Here is a 21,702-nt window from a genome sequence, read left to right on the forward strand (position 1 = left end):
GTGCACCCTTTTTGGTTTTTCACGCGCTTCTTTTTTTCGAAAAAGCGTCTCAAATAAAATCAAAGTTGTGCACCCTTTTTGGTTTTTCACGCGCTTCTTTTTTTCGAAAAAGCGTCTCAAATAAAATCAAAGTTGTGCACCCTTTTTGGTTTTTCACGCGCTTCTTTTTTTCGAAAAAGCGTCTCAAATAAAATCAAAGTTGTGCACCCTTTTTGGTTTTTCACGCGCTTCTTTTTTTCGAAAAAGCGTCTCAAATAAAATTAAAGTTGTGCACCCTTTTTGGTTTTTCACGCTTTTTTGTATAAACCTCTTCTCTAAGAGCAAACGCCAGCCTATAAAGTGCTTTTGCTTTCACTCGATAAAAGCTCCGCTGACTTAATCCCATTTCGGCATATACCTCATAATCATACATTTCATCCTGCTGCATATAGAGCATGACAATAACCTGGCGTTCCTTAAGCGAAAGACGGTTAACTGCTTTTTGGATCCTTTTCAAAAAACGGTTACGCTCAATCTCCCAATCAAGACGCTTTATCGCATTCTCTTCTGTTGAAGAATAAAACTCATTTGTAATACTCGGCGGCACAATGCTGTAAGTCGGTGTGATCTTTGGTAAAGAATCGTCTGGAACCTGTAAGAGATAAAGCCGGTATTGATCCAGCAACTTCTCAACTTTTAATTTAGTCGCTTGTTCGTTAATCTGAGGTAATTTCATTATCTTTTGACTCATGGTTTAATCTCCTTTTATAAATTCCAAGCAAAAAAAATCACTGAAGCAGACTGCTTTTTAAAGCTGTCTGTTTCAGTGATCTCCAGTTAACTGGTAGAGCATTGCATATTAAATAATTGTCTTAGTAAAACGGTTAAGCTGATAAAGAGCAATTGGGTATACTGTTTGGAAAATAAGTAATACATCTTCTTTTTCGGGATGAGGCCCAGCATGAGCACCTACAAGCGATAAATAATTATAGTATCCATTATATAGCCCTTTCCCTTCTTTATCATAAAACTTATTACTCTGGGTTAAAATAGGTGGGTTACTTAAAGATAATTTCTGCCTCATATTATTTTGCGAGTCATTTTCTCCATTACTTTTTTTATCTAAGTTTAAATACTTAGACATATCTAAGATTAAAGATTCAATAAACTTTCTAGCATTACTAGCGGCATTTCCCCATTCAGCTTTTACAAAAGCTTTCTCCGCATTCTGGATATGTAACAAGGAATCCGCAAAGATAGATTTATACTTTTCTAAAAGGGACTGAACTTCATTTTTCTGTTCTCCTATTGACCGACTAAATATTGTTTCTAACAAACCTCCTTTAAGAACATTAAAGCCGTCCAGTAACAGATGATTCTTAAGTAACTCCTTTTTATAAACCCTGTTCCTACCGAAAAGCGCTAAAGAATCTTTGAACATTTCATCATCGGAAAATATCTCCAAAGCTAGATCTTGAGCAATTTCCAACAAATTATCATCACTTATTTGCTCAGAAATTACATACTTAATCATATTAGTAATTTTTTTATTTACACTTACTTGTTCGCTCAAATCGATATCAAAATCATGTTTTAAGCAAAACATTTCAATTTCATTGTGTGTAGAAAAACCTTTTTGTTCGAATAATTCAACAATAGTTTTATGGCTAAAAATCAAAATTCTTCCCCCTCATCAATTCGAATCCGCTTCACTCTCTCTTGGTGTGTAATAATTTTTGTTTCACCATGGGAAGGAAGCTCTATCAACTTAGCTTTTCCATCTCCAACCACAACAGCAAAGTTATTCCTATACTTCATTATATCAATCTCCAGCCTTTTAGTACTATGGTTAATAATTAAATTTTCAATTCTCATTATTTTATCTCTCCGATTTCAATTTTGTTTGATATTCAAGCAAACAAGTATTCATTTTGGTTTTAAATCTCTCTTGCATATAAAAATTAAGTGCTTGTTCCGAATCTTCGAGCTGAATCGTTTTTTTCTCATAAACTAAAAACTCAATCAGCAGAATGAGAGAATAATAATTATACTGAAGCGCCGCTTGATACCATTCTCTAACCGTCATACCTACGCTCCAAATTTAAGAACAAGCCGTACTCTTTAATGAATACTAAAGTAACTGTACCAACAGGACCATTTCTCTGTTTAGAAATGATGATTTCGATGATGTTTTTACTTTCACTTTCCTTGTCATAATAATCATCCCGATAAAGAAACCCAATGACATCTGCGTCCTGCTCAATTTGCCCTGATTCTCTTATATCAGACATCATTGGGCGCTTATCCTGCCGCTGTTCTACGCCTCTTGAAAGCTGACTAAGAGCAATCACACAAATGTCTAACTCTCGAGCCATATGCTTGAGCATGCGACTTATTTCGCCTATTTCTTGTGTTCTGTTCCCCCTATATTTTGCTGATCCTGTAATCAGCTGCAAATAATCAATAATGATCAAGATATCTTTGCCGGCATACTCCCGTTTCATTTTTCTTGCCTTTGACCATATTTCGTTAACTGTGACGCCTGGACGATCAAATATTCTCAGATCAGCAGAACCAAGAATGCCATTTGCTTGTGAAAGCTTGTTCCAGTCATTCGCTGTCAAATTTCCCGTACGCATCGCATCTGCATTGATATTTCCGAGAATTGAAGCCATTCTTTTTAAGAGCTGCTTACGTGACATTTCAAGAGAGAAAATCCCTACCGCCCCGCCGCTATATTGATTTAATGCACTACCCATAAAATTAGCCGCAACGTTTAAGCAAAAAGCAGTTTTCCCGACAGACGGCCGAGCGGCAATGATGACCAATTCTTGCTTTTGAAAACCCGACGTCATTCGGTCAAGCTCTGCAAAACCGCTTCGCATACCAGTAATTTCCTCTTTTGGGATTGCTAGCTCCTCGTAAATGTCTAAGAGGTCATTTTGTATTGCCCCGTCCTCTTCTTCGCCTGTAGCGTCTTCTAAGCGCATTAAATTGGATATGCTCGTTTGAATAGTTGCGGACACATCTCCATGAGCGGCATTTTGCTCGATTTCCTCCGCGATCTTACTCATTTCTCTTTTTTGCCAATACTCAAATATAAGCTTTTCGTAAAAAGAAATATTGGCGGTGGTCGGCACAGACTCGATTAAGTCGGATAAATATTTGTGCCCGCCAACGCTGCCGATGTTGTCACGTCCTACTTGCTCCACGATTGCAACCAAATCTATCGGGACGCCTTTGGAATCTAGTTCAATCATCGCGGCTAATAAATTTCTATGTTTGAACTGTGATAAATGGAGCGGCTTAATGCGACTGTCTTTTAATAGTTCAGGCTCTAAAAGGAGCGCCCCTAAAAAGGACTGCTCAGCATCTATGTTGTATAAAAATTGGTTCGTGTCCATTTAATCACCAATCCCAAGCATTCGTCTGATTTCTGCTTTTGATTTCTCTATGGATGCCCTCTCTTGATCTGTTAGCTCGTTAGGAGCAGCCATTTTGGCAAGATACTCTTTTGTTTCCTCTACAGAGGGAATTGCATTCATCCGGTCAACTGTAGCAGGCTTTGCATTCAACAAGTCCGCAACCTTCGGCGGAAACTTATTCAATCGGCAAAAGTTGATTAGATTGCGGCGTACTTCCTCGTATTCAGCTTCTTGTAAAAGCTCATGCCAAGAATCAATTTTTTCTTGTGTAATCTCAAAGTGATCAAAATATTGTTTGATAAGAGACATGATTTCAAAGGTTTGTTTTTTAATCATCCAAATTAAACTCCTCTCCTTTAGGTGTAACAGTTCTCTTTGCTGTCTCCTGTTCTTTATCACTCTTAATCTTGGTCACAAGCCTATCAAACTGTTTTCGAAGGCTGGATGGACTTAGGATATTGGTTTTCCAAAAGCTGTCCTGTTGTGACCACCTAATTAAGTATTTGATTTGTTTGTCTGTCCGTTTATCTCTATCTCGGATTAACCTAAATTCATTTGCCCATTTTTCAAGATTGGGCTTTTTAGCATCAGGATTATTTTTAAGAATTTCTTGAAACAAAATTTCTGCATTATCCATGTCGCAAATTTCATATTTGAGACGAGAAGTATTTATATTCTTTTCATTCTTTACATTCTTATCATTCTTGATTGTGTGTTTTTGTGTCGCTTTCGTGTCGTTTTCGTGTTCGATCACTGTCCTTTTTTCTTCCTCTGAATCATGGTAAACCCCATAATTCACAATGGTTATAAGCGTTTTTTTAGTGTCTTTTTTGAAATCAATCATTTCATCTTTCCGCAACAGATCGAGAAATTGCGTTACCTTGGTATTAGACCATGACCAACGCTCACCAAGTTTACGAATTGAGGAAATAAATTGACCTCTCTTCACCTCGTAAAGCTCATTTCCTAGAACGAATTTATTATCTTTATGACTGGCCATCATGAGTAAATCGAGCCAAGCTTCATATTTAGAAAACTTCCTTTTCTCTTGATAAATCCAGTGATCTTGAACACTTCTATGAAGCTTTATCCAACCAATCATTAGAATCACCTTTTACTTGTAAAAATTCAATTCATCACTATAAGCCACTTCTCCCATGAGATAGCGGAAACCGGCAATAAATCCTGATACAAAAGCATCTTCGCTTTCATATGCTGCTTTTGTTGAATAAGCCTCATCAAAATCCTGCAAAAGTGGTTTTAAATCTGCCGGCAGCTTCTCGCTTAAGACTGCATAAAGCTTATTCATTCTTTCGCTTGCTTTAGCTGTTTTTTGTGACCATTCAATATTCTCTTTGTCACTATCTAATGGCTCATGCAATGCCTTCGTCGCTATCAATTTGAGCATAGTAACCATACCGGCATCATAAAACTTTCCGCATACAGTCGTTTTATTTATATCCGCTCCGATCTGTTCCCCAATAGCAGCTATTTTTGTAGGCGTACCCATTAATTTCATAATTGAACTCTCCCCGCATTTAATTTATAAGATTGATATTTTTGTTGAATCGTGGTATTGTCTATTCAAATAAATCAAGAAAAAGTGCTGCAACACTCTTTCTTGACCATAAAAACTTTCACATTAATGTTTATCTCCACAATTTTGTGGAGATAGACTTTGAGGCTGCTCAAAAGCAAACCGCTAGGGTTTAACCCAGACAAACGCTTGCTTTATCAAAATCAAATTCGTAAACCCCTTTTGTTAGCACTCCGTTTTTTCTTCTTTTTATAAAATTCACTAAACGAAGTTTTTCGTTGAGAGGAATTCTTTTGTCGATTAAAATTATTCCTAACTTACATAGCTATCAATTCAACATTACATGGCAGACCGCGTTCAGTAGCTTTTCACTCCACAAAGTTAAGAAGTAAGTCTCATTAGTACTTCTGACTACACTCAGTTATCACTCATGGGTTAGGCTCCTTTATAGCTTTAACCACGTCAATATTTTTCCTAATCCATTCTAAAACCATGTCTCGAGGAAATAATATTCTTTCCCCTACTTTCAATTTAGGAAAGTCTGGCCTGTTAATGATATGTGCGTCAAGTGTTTGAGAACTGACATTAAAAATGTGTTTTGCTAATTGAGCTTTACTGATCATATAAGGAAGGTCATGTTCATTACGATTATCCTCGATTATTGATGTTGCAACTTCTTGAAGCAAATCATATAAATTATTTCTAAATGAATCAGAATCAGCTCTCATTGTTAATTCAAACAACTTATCTTACCTCCTTAGGATGCACACTCTTCTCGTTCAATTATGGGCAAAATGCCCTTTTTGTTTTTTAACATATCGTAGATAAACAATCGCCCTTTCTGAGTCCAATAAGTGTGAAGCTTGCTTTTATCAGAGTCTATTGCGTGAGTCTTACTTTGTGTGTAACCTTTATCAGCATATTTCTGATATAGCAACCAACAGTCGCCCTGCTTAAATTGAATTCCTAACTCATGGAGAAGTTTGTTCATCTTAGTTCCACTCATTCCATAGTCTTTAGCTATCTTGCTGATTGAAAGTAAGGATTTATTCTGTAAAACCAAATCATAGTAAGAAGCTTTAGGTTGTATCTCATTTATCATTTGATTTTTCTGTGCATTTTCCAGAAGAAGATGTTCATTCTTTTCTGCAAGATCAGCAGCAAGCCGTAAAGCTTCTGGTAATGACTGAGGAATGTTAGGTCTAAGTTTGTTTTCCATCTCTTCAAACTTTGTTACATAGGCAGCTGTAAACAGAACACCCTTCTCACCAGTCATTTTGTTTGCAACCATGTCGCAGCCTTTACGTGTAAGTAAGAAATGTTTATAGGACTTTCCTGTTCCGGCTTCATATGTACTTTCAATGAAGAATTGGTCAGCCCTCAGAATTGAGTTTTGACTCAACACCTTTACATAACCATCAATATCTCTTGTTAAATTGTCGTGCCTCTTTCCAATCATCTCCGCCACTTCACGGCTATCCACCAAAAGTTGTCCGTTTGATTCAATTAAATTTAAAGAGTTATTCATCTTCATTCTCCTTTACCATCTTCATAAGTTAAAGGAACAAGATTTTTAACGGATGCAATTTTGCGTCGGTTAAAAAATCTAACGCCCAAAATTTGGATTAGTTAATAAGACTTGATTGTAACCTGCAATAACTCTTGTTAAATGGAAATGTTTCTTTCCAATCATCTCAGCTACTTCACGACTATTAATGAATAATTGATTGCTCTTATTAAAAATACTTGGAATCATTTAACACCACTTCTTTTACAATAAATTGAATAAAGTATAAAATATTGAAGATTCAAACGTCACTTCCCCTTGCGTTATTTTAAATGACGGTTTATAATAATGACATACGAAGTGGGGAAATCAATCTTGTTCTTCTGCTAGGTCTGGAAAGAGGTCTTCAGCAGTTGTTCCAAAATAGTTTGCAATCTTGAAAAGAAGTTTTGCATCAGGATTTCCGCGCCCACTTTCAATATTACGAATATGGCTTTCACTAACATTTAAAACTAAAGAAAGTTGACGTTGAGAGATTTGAAACTGATTTCGATACTTTCGAAATTGTTCTCTACGACGTGTACTCATTAAGTGATCTCCTTTCAGTTATTATATTGTGCTTTTTATTGACACCCTCATAATAACAGTCATTTAAAAACACGTCAACCCTAAAAACGTCATTTTTAATGAACTTTCTTTATTAGGGGGCAAATAAATGAATCCAGAAGAAAAAAAACGCATGGGACTGCGTATAAGAGAACTTAGAAAACAAATTAATTTATCACAAGAAGCTCTTGCAGAAAGATTAGAAATGAAAAGAACTAATATAGCAAATTATGAAGCTGGAAGAGTTGTCCCACCAGGTAATGTGTTATTGGAATTAGCGAAAATTTTTGGAGTTACAACTGATTATTTATTAGGTCGTTCTGACGATCCGAACGGCGAAGTTTCTCTATTAGATGATGATCTTCACCAAATACAAAGAGCTAAGAAAAAATTAAAGACTCAAGCAGAACGAGACAGGATGGATCGTATGGTTGAAATGATTAAATTATCTTTTGTTGATGCTTTCGAAGAAGATGATGATGATGATGACGAAGATCTATAAAGCTGACTATAAAAAAGCAGAAAAAAAAGCTCACGAACTACTCAAAAAGTGTGGAGTTAACGAACTACCAATAAAGGTAAAAAAATTAGCTAAAAAATTCTCAAACCTAAAAATCAGGAATTATACATGGTATGCAAAAAAGTGGGGTTTGACAATTGACGAAGTTTGTGAATTAGTCGAGTCTGATGAAGGTTGTTGCTGGTATATAAAATCCCAAAAACAATTTATGATCTTATATAACGATACTGTCGAGAATAAAGGACGAAAAAGATGGACAATAGCTCATGAATTAGGGCATTTTATGTTAAAGCACAATGAAATCGCCGGAAAAGCAATATTAGCAAGAAGCTCACTATCCGATGAAGAATATGAGGTATTTGAGAAAGAGGCTAATTGTTTTGCAAGAAATTTACTGGCACCAGCCCCGGTACTAAGAGAGTTAAAGCCAGCCAGTCCACACTTTATTTCAGATATATGTAATATTTCTTACGAAGCTTCCGAAAATATTTATAATTTTTTACTTAAAGGAGTTAGGATGGGTATATCTTATTCAAAAAGACACCCTTCCCTAAAAATTTTTAAAGATTTCATATGGAAAAAGAAAAATACACATTACTGTTCAAATTGCACATGTTCTTTTATTAAAGAGAACCCAAACTATTGTCTTATCTGCGGAAACTACGAAATTCGTAAAGGAGATTATTTTGAGATGATATATTCAAGTATCGAATTAACAGATTCACATCATGCAAAAGAGTGTCCAAAATGCTCAAATGAAAAAGTAACAGGAGACTATTGTCAAGTTTGTGGCACTTACTTAGTTAATAGATGTACAGGACTAACTCCTGGCGAGAGAGAACATAATTACAACACTCACCGTATTTTTTGGCATTCTCATGAAAGAGGGTGTGGCGAATTACTTGAGGGTGATGCACGTTTTTGCTCAAAATGTGGCTCTACATCTACTTTTTACGAGGAAGGTATTTTGGATAAATGGGAAGAAGAAAAGGGAAACAAAAAAATACAGCAACTAGAAGATCCTTTTGCCGAAAATCAAACAAAATCACCAAACAATCAATTAATACTGCCAGACGAATTACCTTTCTGAGAAACTCTAAAGCTATCAAGTTTTTATTGGAGGATTAAAAATGGCTACATTCAGAAAAAGAGGAGACAAGTGGGAATATCGTGTCTCCTTTAAGGACCCTTTTACTCTCAAATATAAAATAAAATCAAAGAGTGGTTTTAAAACAAAAAAAGAAGCTCAAAAAGCTGCTGCAGAACAAGAAAAACAAATAGCTGTCGGATTTGAATTTGATACAAAAACCATGTCACTTGAGCAATTTTTATTTAGCTGGCTACATGAATACAAAAAAGACACCGTTAGAAAGAATACATACGAACTCCACGAACGAAACATCAAGAATCATATTCTTCCTTACTTCAAAAACATCAATATTACAGATATTAAACCTATTATGTATCAAAAATTTCTTAACTATTTAACTGATCAGGGATACAGCAAACGCACTGTGGAAATTATACACGGTACAATGTTTAACGCGTTTAGTAAAGCTGTCATCATAGGAAAATTAGCAAAAAACCCTTGTTACGGAGCCACAATATCAAATAAGAATGAAAAGAAAAAAGGTGCACTCGAATACATGCTTTCTGAGGATATTCCGAAATTTCTTCAGGAAGCATATAAGTATAACTATATATATTACATCTTTTTTAGAACGCTCATAGAGACCGGTATGCGTAAAGGTGAAGCTGCTGCTCTTCAATGGACAGATATCAACTTAAGAGAGAATTACATAGACATTAAAAACACCCTAGATTTTTCTGCAAAAACAGCTGCTGAACTCTTCGGCGAAACTAAAACTTATGAATCCAAAAGAAGAATATCAATTGGCGCTTCCCTTTCTGCTGCTTTACAAAAACATAAGAAGTGGCAATTTGAGAATAAACAAATGTTACAGGATGATTATAAACATGATCTCAATTTAGTATTTTGCAGAGTTGACGGGAATTTTTTACCTAAGTCCACCCTTTTTAATGCGTTTAATCGTATTTTAAAGCGAGCTGACATAAATAAAATGCCTATCCACGCATTACGGCATACACATGCTGTTTTACTTTTAGAGTCAGGCGCTGATATGAAATACATTCAAGAACGTTTAGGACATAAAAGCATGATGGTAACTGCCGATGTTTATTCACATATTAGTAAGAAGCTTGACCAAAACCGAATAAAGGATTACGAGAAATACGTGTCCTCAATTGTGGAGTTAGATTCATAACTTCAAGTTTTTTTGGTCATATTTTGGTCAAGGACCAAAAATATCGATCTCTTAATATTATGACCAAAATTTAAAAATCCCCTGACACCAATAGTGCCAAGGGATTGAAAGATTAATACTGAGACATATACTGTTCGCGTTCCCAAGGGTGAACTTGTGTGCGGAACATATCCCACTCGATTTCTTTTGCTTCGATGAAGTGCTCGAATAGGTGCTCGCCTAGAGCTTTGACCATCACTTCGTTTGATTTGAATTCGTCTAATGCTTCAGCAAGTGTTGCAGGAAGGTCGACGATTCCATTTTCCATGCGCTCTTCTTTGCTCATCACGTAGATGTTGCGGTCGATTGGAGCTGGTGCTTCTAGTTTGTTTTTGATTCCGTCTAAACCTGCAGCAAGCAATACGCTAAGAGCAAGGTACGGATTCGCAGCTGGATCTACGCTGCGCACTTCAACACGTGTGCTGATGCCTCGGGAAGCCGGAATACGGATAAGCGGGCTTCTGTTTTGCGCGCTCCATGCAACGTAGCAAGGTGCTTCATAGCCAGGAACAAGACGTTTGTAAGAGTTTACTGTCGGGTTTGTTACTGCTGTAAAGCTTGTTGCGTGCTTCACAATACCTGCAATGAAGTGTTTCGCTGTTTCACTTAACTGAAGATCTGCGTTTGCATCATAGAATGAGTTAACGCCATCTTTGAAGAGTGATAGATTGCAGTGCATACCTGAACCGTTTACACCAAATAATGGTTTTGGCATAAATGTCGCATGCAGACCGTGTTTGCGGGCAATTGTTTTTACTACTAATTTAAACGTTTGGATGTCGTCACAAGAGCGGACGGCACCGGCATATTTGAAGTCGATTTCGTGCTGGCCAGGCGCTACCTCGTGGTGAGATGCTTCGATTTCAAAGCCCATCTCTTCAAGCTCAAGAACGATATCGCGGCGGCAGTTTTCTCCCAGGTCAGTTGGAGCTAAGTCGAAATATCCGCCTTTGTCGTTTAATTCAAGCGTCGGTTCGCCTTTTTCATCTAATTTGAATAAGAAGAATTCAGGCTCAGGTCCAAGGTTGAAATCACTGAAGCCCAGGTCTTCCATTTCTTTCAATATCCGTTTTAAGTTGTTTCGCGGGTCACCTTCGAAAGGTGTGCCATCCGGATTGTAAATATCACAGATGAAACGTGCTACTTTACCTTTTTCAGCTGTCCATGGGAAGATAACAAATGTATTTAGATCAGGATACAGGTACATATCTGATTCTTCGATGCGAACGAAACCTTCAATGGAAGATCCGTCAAACATGACCTTATTATCAAGTGCTTTTTGAAGCTGGCTTACAGGAATCTCAACGTTCTTGATTGTTCCAAGAATGTCGGTAAATTGCAGGCGGATGTACTTGACGTTTTCCTCATTTACTAATTTTACGATATCTTCTCTTGTGTACTTTGCCATTTCGTAAAACTCCTCCTCTAAAAGGTAAATGTATATAGCAAAACAGTTGCTAACGGATTAATGAAAGAAGCGAGACATGTCGCCTTGTCGGAATGTATTCCCTCTTTGAAATCGGCCGGCTTGCATAAGCTCGTTTTTCAGGAGCTGTCTCAGTTCGTCATCAGACAGATCATGTTTCATTGGTTTCTTTGTCTTTTCATTTTGTTTCTGTTCCGGCTCGGCCGATGCTTTCGCCAGAATTTGTTTAATTCCTGCCATGTTTACACCTTGTTCAATCAGGTGTTTAATTTCTAACAGTTTATCTACATCGTGAAATGAGAATAATCGTCTATTTCCTTCGCTTCTAGCTGGAAATATCAGTCCATTTTCCTCATAATACCGAATTTGTCTTGCTGATAATTCGGTCAACTGCATGACAATTCCTATTGGAAATAAAGGCATTGAGCGGCGAATGTTATCACTCATCTCAATTTCCTCCTTTTCTTAACTTAGTTTCATTATAGGTGATGTTATATTTTGTGTCAATAACATGTGAGGATTCTTAACATGAAATTCAGTGAAAATTTGAAACTATTCAAATTAATTTCTTATCCATTAAAGAATCCACTGCACTGCATATGGCATTTTTCACGTGCGCATAGGTTAATCCTCCCTGAACATACGCTACATACGGCGGGCGGATAGGGCCATCAGCTGATAATTCAATGCTTGCTCCTTGTATAAATGTGCCCGCTGCCATAATCACATCGTCCTCGTATCCAGGCATGTAGCTCGGATACGGAGTTACGTGAGCATTGATAGGCGACGCATATTGAATCGCCTGACAAAAGGCAATCATCTTTTCCCTGTCAGAAAACTCTACAGATTGAATTAAGTCTGTTCTTTTCGCGTCCCAGCTCGGGTTAGATGTGAACCCCAGTTTTTCAAGAAATCTGGCTGTAAACACCGCTCCCTTTAAGCTTTGAGATACAACATGAGGTGCCAAAAAGAAACCTTGGTACATTTCCTGGAGCGAGTACAGCGACGCTCCGGCTTCCCGGCCGATGCCCGGTGAAGTCATTCGATATGAACAAGCCTCGATCCATTCAGATTTCCCAACGAGGTACCCGCCTGTTTTGGCTAGACCGCCTCCCGGATTCTTGATAAGAGATCCCGCCATGAGATCAGCGCCTACATGACAAGGTTCAAGCTCTTCTACAAATTCTCCATAACAGTTGTCCACAAAAACAATAAGGTTTTCATTGATTTCCTTTACAAAACGGATCATTTCTTTAATTTCACTAATTAAGAAAGAAGGACGATTGGCATATCCTTTTGAGCGCTGAATGCCGATCACCTTTGTCTTCGGATTGATAGCTGCAGCGACAGCATCGTAATCTACTTTTCCGTCTTCAGTCAGGTCAACCGCATTGTAGCCGATTTGGAAATCCTTTAGCGATCCAGAATTTTCGCCGCCTCTGACGCCGACAATTTCTTCCAACGTATCATACGGCTTGCCTGTCATATAAAGCAGCTCGTCCCCCGGTCTGAGGACACCGAATAAAGCAATGGAAATCGCATGTGTGCCTGAGATAATTTGGGGCCTTACAAGCCCAGCTTCTCCGCCAAACACATCTGCATAAATGCTTTCAAGTGTGTCCCTTCCGATGTCATCATAGCCGTATCCTGTAGACGGTGTAAAATGAGTGTCGCTGACCTTGTGTTTCCTATAGCTTTGAAGCACTCTCCATTCATTGCGTTCACTGATTTCTTCTATTTGTTTATGAACGGCGGCAATTTCCGACTCCACTTCCATTGCTGTTTTTTTTAATAAATCTCCGTGTGTTAAAGTTTCGAACATGTCCTTGTATTCCCTTCTTACATATACTTCTTCAATTCACCGATGATGCTTTGCTCTTCTTGTACATATCCTGATATGTCGTACTGTTCGTTTTCTTCATTAAAATAAAAACGGTCAACCATCGTTTCGGATTTGATTCTGGAGAGAAGCTTGCCTTCACCTGCCGGTACCTGCGCTTCAAAAGGCGTTAGCAGCTCTTGGCGCAAATAACGCTGGATGGCTTCTTTAAACTTTTCAGCATCCTCCTCAAATCTCGCACTGACCATGATATGATTCTTCCCAACGGACGGGATAAAGTCAGGCAGCTTTTGATCGCGTTTATTGTAAGTCGTCAGCACCGGGATATCATCTGCTTCAAGCTCTTCCAGCAAGCGAAGCACTGTTTTTTCGTGCCCTGCGTAATCCTCATTTGAGGAATCAATCAGATGCAGAATCACATCCGCTTCTTTTACTTCTTCAAGCGTTGAGCGGAATGCAGCGATCAGTGTCGTCGGAAGATCTTGAATAAAACCGACCGTATCTGAAAGGAGCACGCTGTAGCCGCTTGGCAGCACCATTTTTCTGGTCATAGGGTCCAGTGTGGCGAACAGAAGGTCTTCTTCATAGCTGTCAGCGCTTGTCAGTCGGTTAAACCACGTTGATTTCCCCGCGTTCGTATACCCGACAAGAGCGATTTGCAGCACACCGTTTTTCTTTCTTCTTTCACGGTAGCGGCTTCTATGGCGAATGACGGCGGATAACTGCGTGTTAATTTCGTGAATGCGATTTCTAATATGGCGGCGGTCGGTTTCCAGTTTTGTTTCCCCCGGTCCTCTCGCGCCGATCCCTCCGCCTTGCCGGGAAAGGTTGATCCCCTGTCCCGTCAGACGCGGGAGCGCATACTGCAGCTGCGCCAGCTCAATTTGAAGCTTTCCTTCCCGTGTTCTTGCTCTTTTCGCGAAAATATCTAATATCAATTGCGTGCGGTCGATGATTTTCACTTCAATCGCAGTGGCCAAGGACTTTAGCTGACTTGGTGACAGTTCATCATTAAAAATAAGGAGATCGGCTTCAAGCTCTTCAACGAGCGCCTTCAGCTCTTCAACCTTCCCTTTTCCTATATATGTAGCTGCGTCGGCCCGGTTTCTTTTTTGCGTGACGCTGGTCAATACCGTTCCCTCTGCTGTTTTTGTCAGTGATGCAAGCTCTTCCATGGAATTTTCAAAATGCTCATCTGTGATATGCGGCAGCTGACATCCGACTAAAATGGCCTTTTCCTGTCTTGTTTCTTGTTCGTTCAAATGGATGTTCCTTTCTTTTGCATATTGTGGGCAGTAGTATTATCATACCAAACCCTGCATGTGTATACCACAAAACGATTCCTGTGCAAAGCAAGAAATACATTAGAAAAAAAGACCTCTCACAGCAAGAGGTCTATACCGAGCCAGCGGCGTCTTCTTTAATTGAGAGATCTTGGCTTTTAATGGTCATCAAATCGCTTTTTAAGTATTGGTCGCCCATTAGAAGTCTCATGGCTTGCGCTCTAATCGATTTTTCAATGACATTTCTGACAAAACGGCCATTGCTGAATTTAATGGGACTTGTTGTGCTTTTGACTGTCATTAAGTAATCCTTTAATTTCCATTCGGCTTCCTGACTGAGCTGGTATTCCCGTTCTGCGATCATTCGTTTCGCAATTTCCATAAGCTGGTTGACAGAATAATCCGGAAAATCGATGGAGATGGGAAATCTGGATTGGAGACCGGGATTCAATGATAAAAAATGCTCCATTTCCCGTGAATATCCGGCAAGAATTAAAATGAATTCATGCTGTTTGTCTTCCATGTGCTTCACGAGCGTGTCAATCGCTTCTTTCCCAAAGTCCTTTTCGCCGCCTCTTGCAAGGGAATAGGCTTCGTCTATAAATAATATGCCGCCTAATGACTTTTTGATTAAATCCCTCGTTTTTTGGGCGGTGTGGCCAATGTATTCCCCGACCAAATCAGCACGTTCCGCTTCGATCAGGTGACCTTTAGACAGTACGTTCATTTCAAAGAACAGCCGGCCGATAAGCCGCGCAACTGTCGTTTTCCCAGTCCCTGGATTCCCTTTAAACATCATATGCAGCGCTTGCTTTCCCACCTTTAAGCCTTGTTCCGCACGTTTTTGATTGACAAAAATCCATGCGTATATTTCCTTAATGTTTCGCTTCATTTCCTCCATTCCAACCAGTGTGTTCATCTCTTTTTCTATTTCCTTCAAAATGCCGTGCTTAGCTTCGTTTTTTTGCAAAGCGGCTTGATACTCCGCTTCTGCCTCAGCATTTGTCAGCACCTGCTTTTGTCCGTTAAGAATAATGTTGATCTGTCCGTTGTTTTTATAAGTCACAGCGCGCTCCAACATTTTCACCTCTCAATTCTCTCTATATGATATTCAAGCGTATGCCTTATGTGACAAACGCCTATCATGTGTCGAAACAAATGCTTTTTTTCGGGAACCATGGGGAATCCTGCGCTTTCCCGAGAAATACTTTATTTCTTATTGTATTCACGGAGACAGGGTGGACAAACCAAGAGATTTTATTTTTAGCAAATTTGTTAGAACACACAGCTATGAAGGTGATATTTCTTTGATGTATAAACCTCCGTCAGTATATTCTCGATGCCGGCGTCTGTTATTTCTATTTGTAAAACAGTATATTGCGCAGATATGCTCGGGATGAGCTGATGAATTTGTGAATCATCAGATATATGAAAGTATAACGTGTCCCCTTTCACTTCAGTAGGTTGACATGAAAGTGAATTCCAGTCTGCATAACGGCGTTTACTTCAACAGCCAAGCTTCTCTTACTGTTCGTCAATTGTGACAGCTTTTCTTTTGGTCCGTCGAATTTGATTTCTCCCTCATCAATCAGGATGATCCGTTTACATAAACGTTCAATGTCATCAATTGATGAGAGGTGAGAGGTGAGAGAATCGTCGTTTTATCCTCAGTATTTATGTGATGAAGAAATTGCTGTGTCTACTTTTCGCAACAATATCCTAAAACGATTGTCGGCTCATCGAGAAAGAGGATTTTGGCGTGATGTATAAAAGCAGCTACAGCTTCCCCTTTCATTCGCAGTCCTAAGGAGGGCTGTCTGACCGGTGTGTCTAAGAAACTTTCATGTCTAACATCGAAATAAAATCACTCATTCTTTCCTTATAATCTTTGTCCGGCACTTGGTATATCGCCTTTAACAGCAAACGAATCCCGAAATGGAGGATCGCACCATAGCTGTGTAAAAAAAGCAGACTTTTAGCAACCTTCCTGTCGCATCCTGTTGATTTGTGCGCTTTCCCGAGAAATAATTTTACGTGTAACAAGGGTTAATTTCCTCATTTTTCAGCCGGATGATAATCGTACAAGCAGAAGCCGTCTTTTTTCATATCCTGTAATGAGGTGATGGAGAATGGTTAAAATTTTTATCGATCCAGGTCATGGCGGGTCCGACCCAGGCGCAACAGGCAATGGTCTTCAAGAAAAAACGTTAACCCTGCAAATTGCGTTAGCTTTACGCACTATATTGACGAATGAGTATGAGGGTGTCACTGTGCTGCTGAGCCGGACAAGCGACCAATACGTCAGCTTAAGCGACCGGACAAATGCTGCAAATAACTGGGGAGCAGATTTCTTTTTATCCATTCACATTAATGCCGGGGGCGGAACAGGTTTCGAAAGCTACATTTATCCGGGAGTCGGAGCACCGACAACGACTTATCAATCGGAGATTCACTCTGAAGTCATACAAGCTGTCGACTTTTCCGACCGCGGCAAAAAAACAGCAAACTTCCACGTATTAAGGGAATCCTCAATGCCTGCCCTGCTTACGGAAAACGGTTTTATTGATACGGTTACAGATGCGAACAAGCTTAAAACGAGCAGCTTTATTCAAAGCTTGGCAAGAGGACATGCAAACGGGTTGGAGCAAGCCTTCAGCCTTCAAAAGACATCCGACTCAAGATTATATAAGGTTCAAATTGGCGCTTTTAAGGTCAAAGCAAATGCGGACAATCTTGCAAGCAGCGCAGAGTCTAAGGGCTTTGACGCCATTGTGCTCTTGAAGGACGGATTATATAAGGTGCAGATCGGCGCATTTTCCTCCAAAGGTAATGCTGACGCCCTTGCCGCCAGAGCAGATAATGCCGGGTTTGACGCTGTGGTCATCCAAGAGTCATAATATTATTGCAGACGAGCATGCCTGATAAAAAAACCCGGTTCCTCTTCATGAGAAACCGGGTTTTTTTATTCAAGAATGTCAACCACAAATTGCGACCATGTTTCCAGTCGGTTATAAATGTCTGTTTGTTTTAGTTCCGAAGTTTTCATCCATTTACCCGCGATTTGCTCTTTCTCTTTGACTTCCACATGTGAGCCGGGCTTTAATTGAAGCGCAGATAGAATACCGATATGCACTTTACCGACACTGTTGTCATCATCATTGATCAAACCTAATGTGATAATGGCCTGCTTATCCTCTTCTTCGATTTGCAGTTCTTCATCAAGCTCCCGGTCTGTGTTCAGCTTTAAGACCTCGGCAAAGGAAGCGGCTCCTTCAATATGATTCATATGGCCGCCAAAGCCAAGAGAAAGCTTATTGTGAAGACGTGATTCTCCGCCGCCAGCCAGCCGCTCATAGAGGAAAACTTCATCCTCGCGTTTAATGACGACATAAGGAATCGGCTGCTTATAATGAGGATCTTCTTCGGCGTCTCCCCTTCTCATTTCACGATAGGTCGCCTCAATTTGAGCCATAATTTCTGCTACTCGGGCATCTTCACTGTTTACGCCTTGAAAAGTCAATTTTTCTTTTTTAAACACTTCATCGCGCGGAGCGACCAAAATGATTTCGTCCATTTTTCCCATGATTACTGCGTCCTCCTATTTCAACCTTCAAGCCGAAAAGAGCAGATATTATATCTGCTCTTTTTCATCATCAAAGAAAAAGTCGTCGTCTTTGATCGGCTCAACGGTCGCCTTTTTGTACCCGTTCCCCTTCATGGAGAAGAAGTCATGTGATTTTGTCTTTGTATTTAATCCGTTTAAAACGATCGGATTAATGTCTTCCTCTTCAAAGTACGGATCAAATCCAAGGTTCATCAGCGCTTTATTCGCATTATAGCGGATGAACTTCTTGACATCGTGCGAGAGTCCGACTTGATCGTATAAGTCCTCGGTATACTCAAGCTCATTCTCATAAAGCTCATTCAAAAGGTCAATGGCAAATTCGCGAAGTTCTGCTTTTGTCTCTTCTGTCTGCTTATTGTAAATTTCTTGAGCGAGAAGTCCGACATAAACACCGTGAATCGCTTCATCACGAAGGATCAGGTTGATGATTTCACCGCTTTGCATCAGTTTTCCTTGTCCGTAGAAATATAACGGATAATAGAAACCGCTGTAGAATAGGAAGCTTTCTAAATACACAGATGCAACCATGGCTTTGAACAGTGAAATCTCGTCATCTTTTTTAATCGCTTTGTAGAGTCCGACGATGATTTGCGCTTTTTTCTGCAAAAATTTGTTTTGTTTGACCCATTCGAATACTTCATTAATCGTTTCAGTCGGTGCCAGTGTCATGAAAATATTAGAGTACGATTTTGCGTGAACGGCGTTCTCCATCATCGCCATAAAATTCAGCACGGCTTTCCGCTGGTGGCCGTCTACGTGTTCAGCCACGATCGGCATTCCTGTATTCCCCTGCTCTGTATCAAGAAGAGTCAATCCGGCCAGTACCTTCATATACGTGTCTTGCTCGTTTTTCCCGAGGTACTTCCATGTGAGGAGATCGCCGTTTAAAGCAATCTCTTCCGGAAGCCAGAACTGTTTCACATTTTGGTTATAGAACATTTGGGTAAAGTCGTCTTCATGCTTTGACCAGTTTGCTGCGTCATAAATTTTCGTCACTATAAACTCTCCTTTAATCAAACAACACAAGAAAGGCAGCTGTCTTGCCCAGTATCTTTCGTTCTTGCATAGTAAATGGTTTTAATTCCTCTGTGATGTGCATACAAATCAATCCGGTTTAAATCACGAGTCGTCATTGTATCTTTTAGGAACAATGTAAAGCTGATTCCCTGATCAACGTGCTGCTGGATTGTCGCGATCATATCTACGACTTTGAACATATCCATATCATAGGCTTCTTTGTAGAAGAACCAGTTATTAGATGCAAGCCCAGGCATTGGGTAGTACGTTTTTGAGTTGCCGTATGTTCTTTCTTCAATTCGTTCCATAATCGGCATGACAGATGCCGTGCTTGACTGAACGTATGAAATCGAGCCTGTCGGCGCAATGCATAATCTGTAGCTGTGATACATGCCGTGTTCAGCGACAAATGCTTTTAATTGCTTCCAGTCCTCTGCCGTCGGGATATGCATACCTTCAAACAGATTTGCGATTTTTTCGTATTTCGGTGAGAAATCAGTTGAAACGTACTTATCGAAATATTCACCGGTTGCATAGGTTGATCCTTCATATTGATCAAACGTCTCGCCCTTCTCTTTTGCGATCTCCGCAGAACGCTGGATAGAGTAGAAGTTCACCATCATAAAGAATGTGTTCGCAAAGTCGCGCGCTTCTGGACTTTCATACGCGATGCCGTTTTGCGCAAGGTATCCGTGAAGGTTCATCGCGCCGAGACCGATTGATTTCATCGCTTTGTTTGCCCGTCTTACAGCAGGCGCATTACGGATATCAGTCGTTTCAGAAACGTGAGTTAAAGAATCAGTCGCAAGCTTAACAGTCTTTTCAATCGATTTGTGCTCCATCACGTTGAGAATGTTAAGCGATCCCAGGTTGCAGGAAATATCCAAACCGATTTCATCTTCTACATCGTAGTCTGTGTAAGAAGAAACTTGAGATGCCTGCAGCACTTCGGAGCAAAGGTTAGAAAATTTCACCTTTGAAATATGGTTATTCGCATGTACTTTGTTGACATTATCCTGGAACATGATGTATGGATAGCCTGATTCAGAACGAAGCACGGCCAGTTTTTCAAGCAATTTCCGCGGGTTGATTTTCTCTTTTTTCACCCGAGGGTTGTCGACGAACTTGTCGTACATTTCATTCATGTCCATTTCGTCCATGTGCTGTCCGTACTCTTTATAGATGGTATGCGGATAGAATACATAAGCCGCTTTGTCCTCACGCGCAAGCTCAACGAACTTGTCCGGAATGACCACACCGATAGAAAGTGTTTTGACGCGCACATCCTCGTCGGCAGAAATCTTTTTCGTATCGAGAAAATCATTGATATCGCGATGGAAAATGTTTAAATACGCCGCGCCAGATCCTTGTCTTTGTCCCATTTGGTCAGCATATCGGAACGCGTTATCAAGAAGCTTCATGACGCCTACAACGCCTTTTGTGGCATTCTCAACATCTTTGATGGCTTCACCTTTTGCGCGAAGCTTGGACAGGTTAAGAGAAACCCCGCCGCCCAGTTTAGAAAGCTGCATGGAAATATCGATCGCTCTTGAAATGTCGTTTAAAGAATCATTGACTTCGAGCAAGAAGCAGCTCACAAGTTCTCCGCGGCGTTTTCTGCCCGCATTCAAAAATGTCGGTGTGCTCGGCTGATATTCCTGATTAATCATCAGGTTCACATATTCTTTTGCTTTCTCAGTGTCGCCGTTTGCGAAGAACAGCGCAACAATTGAGATCCGGTCCTCATAACGCTCGAGGATTTTTTTCTTGTCATTCGTTTTCAAAGCATAGTCATTATAGAATTTAAACGCACTCATGAAGGAAGGAAAACGAAACTTCTTAGCGTAAGCTGTCTTAAACACTTCTTTAATGTCTTCAAAAGAATAAAGGCTTAAAAACTCTTCTTCATAGTATTGATTTTCAATCAAATAATCCAGCTTCTCTTTTAAATCGTGAAAGAATACTGTGTTTTGATTGATATAATCTACAAAATAGCTATGTACAGCCTCTTTATCCTTATCAAACTGAAATTTTCCATCTTTTTGGATCATGATTTCGTTATTTAACTGGATCCATTTTGGCACTTGATTTTGTGACAACTCTTTCTACCTCCTGAGTAAACAATTCAACGTCTTTAGATGTGCCGCTGAGTTCAAATTTGTGCAAAATCGGCACCTGATATTGTCTTGAAATAGTATCGGCGCTTTTCGCAAAGTTATCGCCCCATACTTTATTGCCGCTCGCAGCGACGCCTAATAAGAGATGGGCGTATTTTTCGAGAAATGATTGTGTTGATGCCGGTACTTGGCCGAAGTTTGTCGTGTAGGTGACCAAAACAAACGGAGTGTCCAGATGGTCAATTTCGTCCACCTTGCGGATCTGCTGAAGGCCTATCTTATTTACAAAGCGCTGAACATTCCCTGTTTTTGAATCAAATATGATTTGTACCACGTTTTATCACGACCTATCAAAAAATATGAATCTCTCAACCACTAACACTATATATAGTATACTACCCTCTGGCAAAAACACAATATATAGATTCGTTTTAATAAAAAATTCATATTTTCTCTCTGGCACCCTCATCAGGGCCCAAAAAAGAGAGCAGAACGA

General features: G+C 39.7%; 24 protein-coding genes. 4 read left to right on the forward strand and 20 right to left on the reverse strand.

Annotated features, from left to right (window positions below; all coding sequences use genetic code 11):
• Window positions 1-250 precede the first annotated feature (250 nt).
• From LJF29_RS19220 to LJF29_RS19270, 11 genes are all read right to left on the reverse strand, one after another.
• The gene (locus LJF29_RS19220; RefSeq protein ID WP_229150155.1) at window positions 251-730 is read right to left on the reverse strand and encodes an ArpU family phage packaging/lysis transcriptional regulator; all 480 of its coding nucleotides are present in this window, start codon (window positions 728-730) and stop codon (window positions 251-253) included.
• A gap of 108 nt (window positions 731-838) precedes the next feature.
• A complete protein-coding gene (locus tag LJF29_RS19225) occupies window positions 839-1,657 on the reverse strand; it encodes a hypothetical protein (protein ID WP_229150156.1) in 819 nt (272 codons plus the stop codon).
• A complete protein-coding gene (locus LJF29_RS19230) occupies window positions 1,654-1,854 on the reverse strand; it encodes an XtrA/YqaO family protein (RefSeq protein ID WP_229150157.1) in 201 nt (66 codons plus the stop codon). Before LJF29_RS19230 ends, LJF29_RS19225 begins: the two co-directional genes overlap by 4 nt.
• A 4-nt stretch (window positions 1,855-1,858) precedes the next feature.
• On the reverse strand, window positions 1,859-2,065 hold the full coding sequence (locus LJF29_RS19235) for a hypothetical protein (RefSeq protein ID WP_229150158.1): 207 nt from the start codon (window positions 2,063-2,065) through the stop codon (window positions 1,859-1,861).
• Window positions 2,055-3,383, reverse strand: coding sequence for a replicative DNA helicase (gene dnaB, locus LJF29_RS19240; protein ID WP_229150159.1), 1,329 nt, complete (start codon window positions 3,381-3,383; stop codon window positions 2,055-2,057). The genes LJF29_RS19235 and dnaB overlap by 11 nt, the downstream gene beginning before the upstream one ends.
• The gene (locus tag LJF29_RS19245) at window positions 3,384-3,740 is read right to left on the reverse strand and encodes a replicative helicase loader/inhibitor (protein WP_019846961.1); all 357 of its coding nucleotides are present in this window, start codon (window positions 3,738-3,740) and stop codon (window positions 3,384-3,386) included. It lies immediately after the preceding gene.
• Window positions 3,733-4,506, reverse strand: coding sequence for a Replication protein O (locus LJF29_RS19250; RefSeq protein WP_229150160.1), 774 nt, complete (start codon window positions 4,504-4,506; stop codon window positions 3,733-3,735). The genes LJF29_RS19245 and LJF29_RS19250 overlap by 8 nt, the downstream gene beginning before the upstream one ends.
• A 12-nt stretch (window positions 4,507-4,518) precedes the next feature.
• Window positions 4,519-4,923, reverse strand: a complete 405-nt coding sequence (locus LJF29_RS19255; RefSeq protein WP_229150161.1) for a DUF6809 family protein — start codon at window positions 4,921-4,923, stop codon at window positions 4,519-4,521.
• Between the two features lie 446 nt (window positions 4,924-5,369).
• A complete protein-coding gene (locus tag LJF29_RS19260) occupies window positions 5,370-5,684 on the reverse strand; it encodes a helix-turn-helix domain-containing protein (protein WP_229150162.1) in 315 nt (104 codons plus the stop codon).
• Between the two features lie 14 nt (window positions 5,685-5,698).
• Complete coding sequence (locus tag LJF29_RS19265; protein WP_229150163.1) at window positions 5,699-6,469, reverse strand: Rha family transcriptional regulator; 771 nt, start codon at window positions 6,467-6,469, stop codon at window positions 5,699-5,701.
• Window positions 6,470-6,817: 348 nt separating this feature from the next.
• The gene (locus LJF29_RS19270) at window positions 6,818-7,036 is read right to left on the reverse strand and encodes a helix-turn-helix transcriptional regulator (RefSeq protein ID WP_229150164.1); all 219 of its coding nucleotides are present in this window, start codon (window positions 7,034-7,036) and stop codon (window positions 6,818-6,820) included.
• Between the two features lie 127 nt (window positions 7,037-7,163).
• On the opposite strand from LJF29_RS19270, the gene LJF29_RS19275 reads away from it, so the two are divergent.
• Genes LJF29_RS19275 through LJF29_RS19285 form a run of 3 tightly spaced genes read left to right on the forward strand, consistent with a single transcriptional unit; the run spans window position 7,164 to window position 9,859 of the window.
• The gene (locus LJF29_RS19275) at window positions 7,164-7,556 is read left to right on the forward strand and encodes a helix-turn-helix domain-containing protein (protein WP_229150165.1); all 393 of its coding nucleotides are present in this window, start codon (window positions 7,164-7,166) and stop codon (window positions 7,554-7,556) included.
• Entirely contained in the window at window positions 7,537-8,664 is a 1,128-nt protein-coding gene (locus LJF29_RS19280; protein WP_229150166.1) for an ImmA/IrrE family metallo-endopeptidase, read from the forward strand. Before LJF29_RS19275 ends, LJF29_RS19280 begins: the two co-directional genes overlap by 20 nt.
• A 40-nt stretch (window positions 8,665-8,704) precedes the next feature.
• Window positions 8,705-9,859, forward strand: a complete 1,155-nt coding sequence (locus tag LJF29_RS19285) for a site-specific integrase (RefSeq protein WP_229150167.1) — start codon at window positions 8,705-8,707, stop codon at window positions 9,857-9,859.
• Between the two features lie 112 nt (window positions 9,860-9,971).
• On the opposite strand, the gene glnA is transcribed toward LJF29_RS19285, so the two are convergent.
• The 5 genes from glnA to spoVK form a co-directional block, all read right to left on the reverse strand.
• On the reverse strand, window positions 9,972-11,306 hold the full coding sequence (gene glnA / locus LJF29_RS19290) for a type I glutamate--ammonia ligase (RefSeq protein ID WP_010334346.1): 1,335 nt from the start codon (window positions 11,304-11,306) through the stop codon (window positions 9,972-9,974).
• 57 nt (window positions 11,307-11,363) lie between these two features.
• Window positions 11,364-11,771, reverse strand: coding sequence for a transcriptional repressor GlnR (gene glnR / locus LJF29_RS19295; RefSeq protein WP_010334345.1), 408 nt, complete (start codon window positions 11,769-11,771; stop codon window positions 11,364-11,366).
• 109 nt (window positions 11,772-11,880) lie between these two features.
• On the reverse strand, window positions 11,881-13,146 hold the full coding sequence (locus tag LJF29_RS19300) for an aminotransferase class I/II-fold pyridoxal phosphate-dependent enzyme (RefSeq protein WP_010334344.1): 1,266 nt from the start codon (window positions 13,144-13,146) through the stop codon (window positions 11,881-11,883).
• 17 nt (window positions 13,147-13,163) lie between these two features.
• Window positions 13,164-14,426 carry a GTPase HflX gene (gene hflX / locus LJF29_RS19305; protein WP_229150168.1) on the reverse strand — a complete coding sequence of 421 codons (1,263 nt, stop codon included), beginning with the start codon at window positions 14,424-14,426 and terminating at the stop codon, window positions 13,164-13,166.
• Window positions 14,427-14,559: 133 nt separating this feature from the next.
• The gene (gene spoVK, locus LJF29_RS19310; RefSeq protein WP_032731087.1) at window positions 14,560-15,528 is read right to left on the reverse strand and encodes a stage V sporulation protein K; all 969 of its coding nucleotides are present in this window, start codon (window positions 15,526-15,528) and stop codon (window positions 14,560-14,562) included.
• A gap of 1,048 nt (window positions 15,529-16,576) precedes the next feature.
• Between spoVK and LJF29_RS19315 the strand changes: the two genes are divergently transcribed.
• Window positions 16,577-17,344, forward strand: coding sequence for an N-acetylmuramoyl-L-alanine amidase (locus LJF29_RS19315; protein ID WP_229150169.1), 768 nt, complete (start codon window positions 16,577-16,579; stop codon window positions 17,342-17,344).
• A 65-nt stretch (window positions 17,345-17,409) separates the two neighbouring features.
• Here the strand turns inward: LJF29_RS19315 and LJF29_RS19320 are convergent, their stop codons facing one another.
• From LJF29_RS19320 to nrdI, 4 genes are read right to left on the reverse strand one after another with little or no spacing between them, the layout of a single operon-like run.
• Window positions 17,410-18,030: a hypothetical protein gene (locus LJF29_RS19320; protein WP_229150170.1), complete on the reverse strand. Its 621-nt coding sequence runs from the start codon at window positions 18,028-18,030 to the stop codon at window positions 17,410-17,412.
• 48 nt (window positions 18,031-18,078) lie between these two features.
• Window positions 18,079-19,068, reverse strand: coding sequence for a class 1b ribonucleoside-diphosphate reductase subunit beta (gene nrdF / locus LJF29_RS19325; RefSeq protein WP_044155791.1), 990 nt, complete (start codon window positions 19,066-19,068; stop codon window positions 18,079-18,081).
• A 17-nt stretch (window positions 19,069-19,085) separates the two neighbouring features.
• Entirely contained in the window at window positions 19,086-21,188 is a 2,103-nt protein-coding gene (gene nrdE, locus LJF29_RS19330) for a class 1b ribonucleoside-diphosphate reductase subunit alpha (protein WP_010334337.1), read from the reverse strand.
• Window positions 21,148-21,540: a class Ib ribonucleoside-diphosphate reductase assembly flavoprotein NrdI gene (nrdI, locus tag LJF29_RS19335; protein ID WP_168747910.1), complete on the reverse strand. Its 393-nt coding sequence runs from the start codon at window positions 21,538-21,540 to the stop codon at window positions 21,148-21,150. Before nrdI ends, nrdE begins: the two co-directional genes overlap by 41 nt.
• Between the last annotated feature and the right edge of the window lie 162 nt (window positions 21,541-21,702).

Origin of the sequence: Bacillus sp. LBG-1-113 (assembly GCF_020708615.1) — a bacterium.
Taxonomy (GTDB): Bacteria; Bacillota; Bacilli; order Bacillales; family Bacillaceae; genus Bacillus; species Bacillus mojavensis.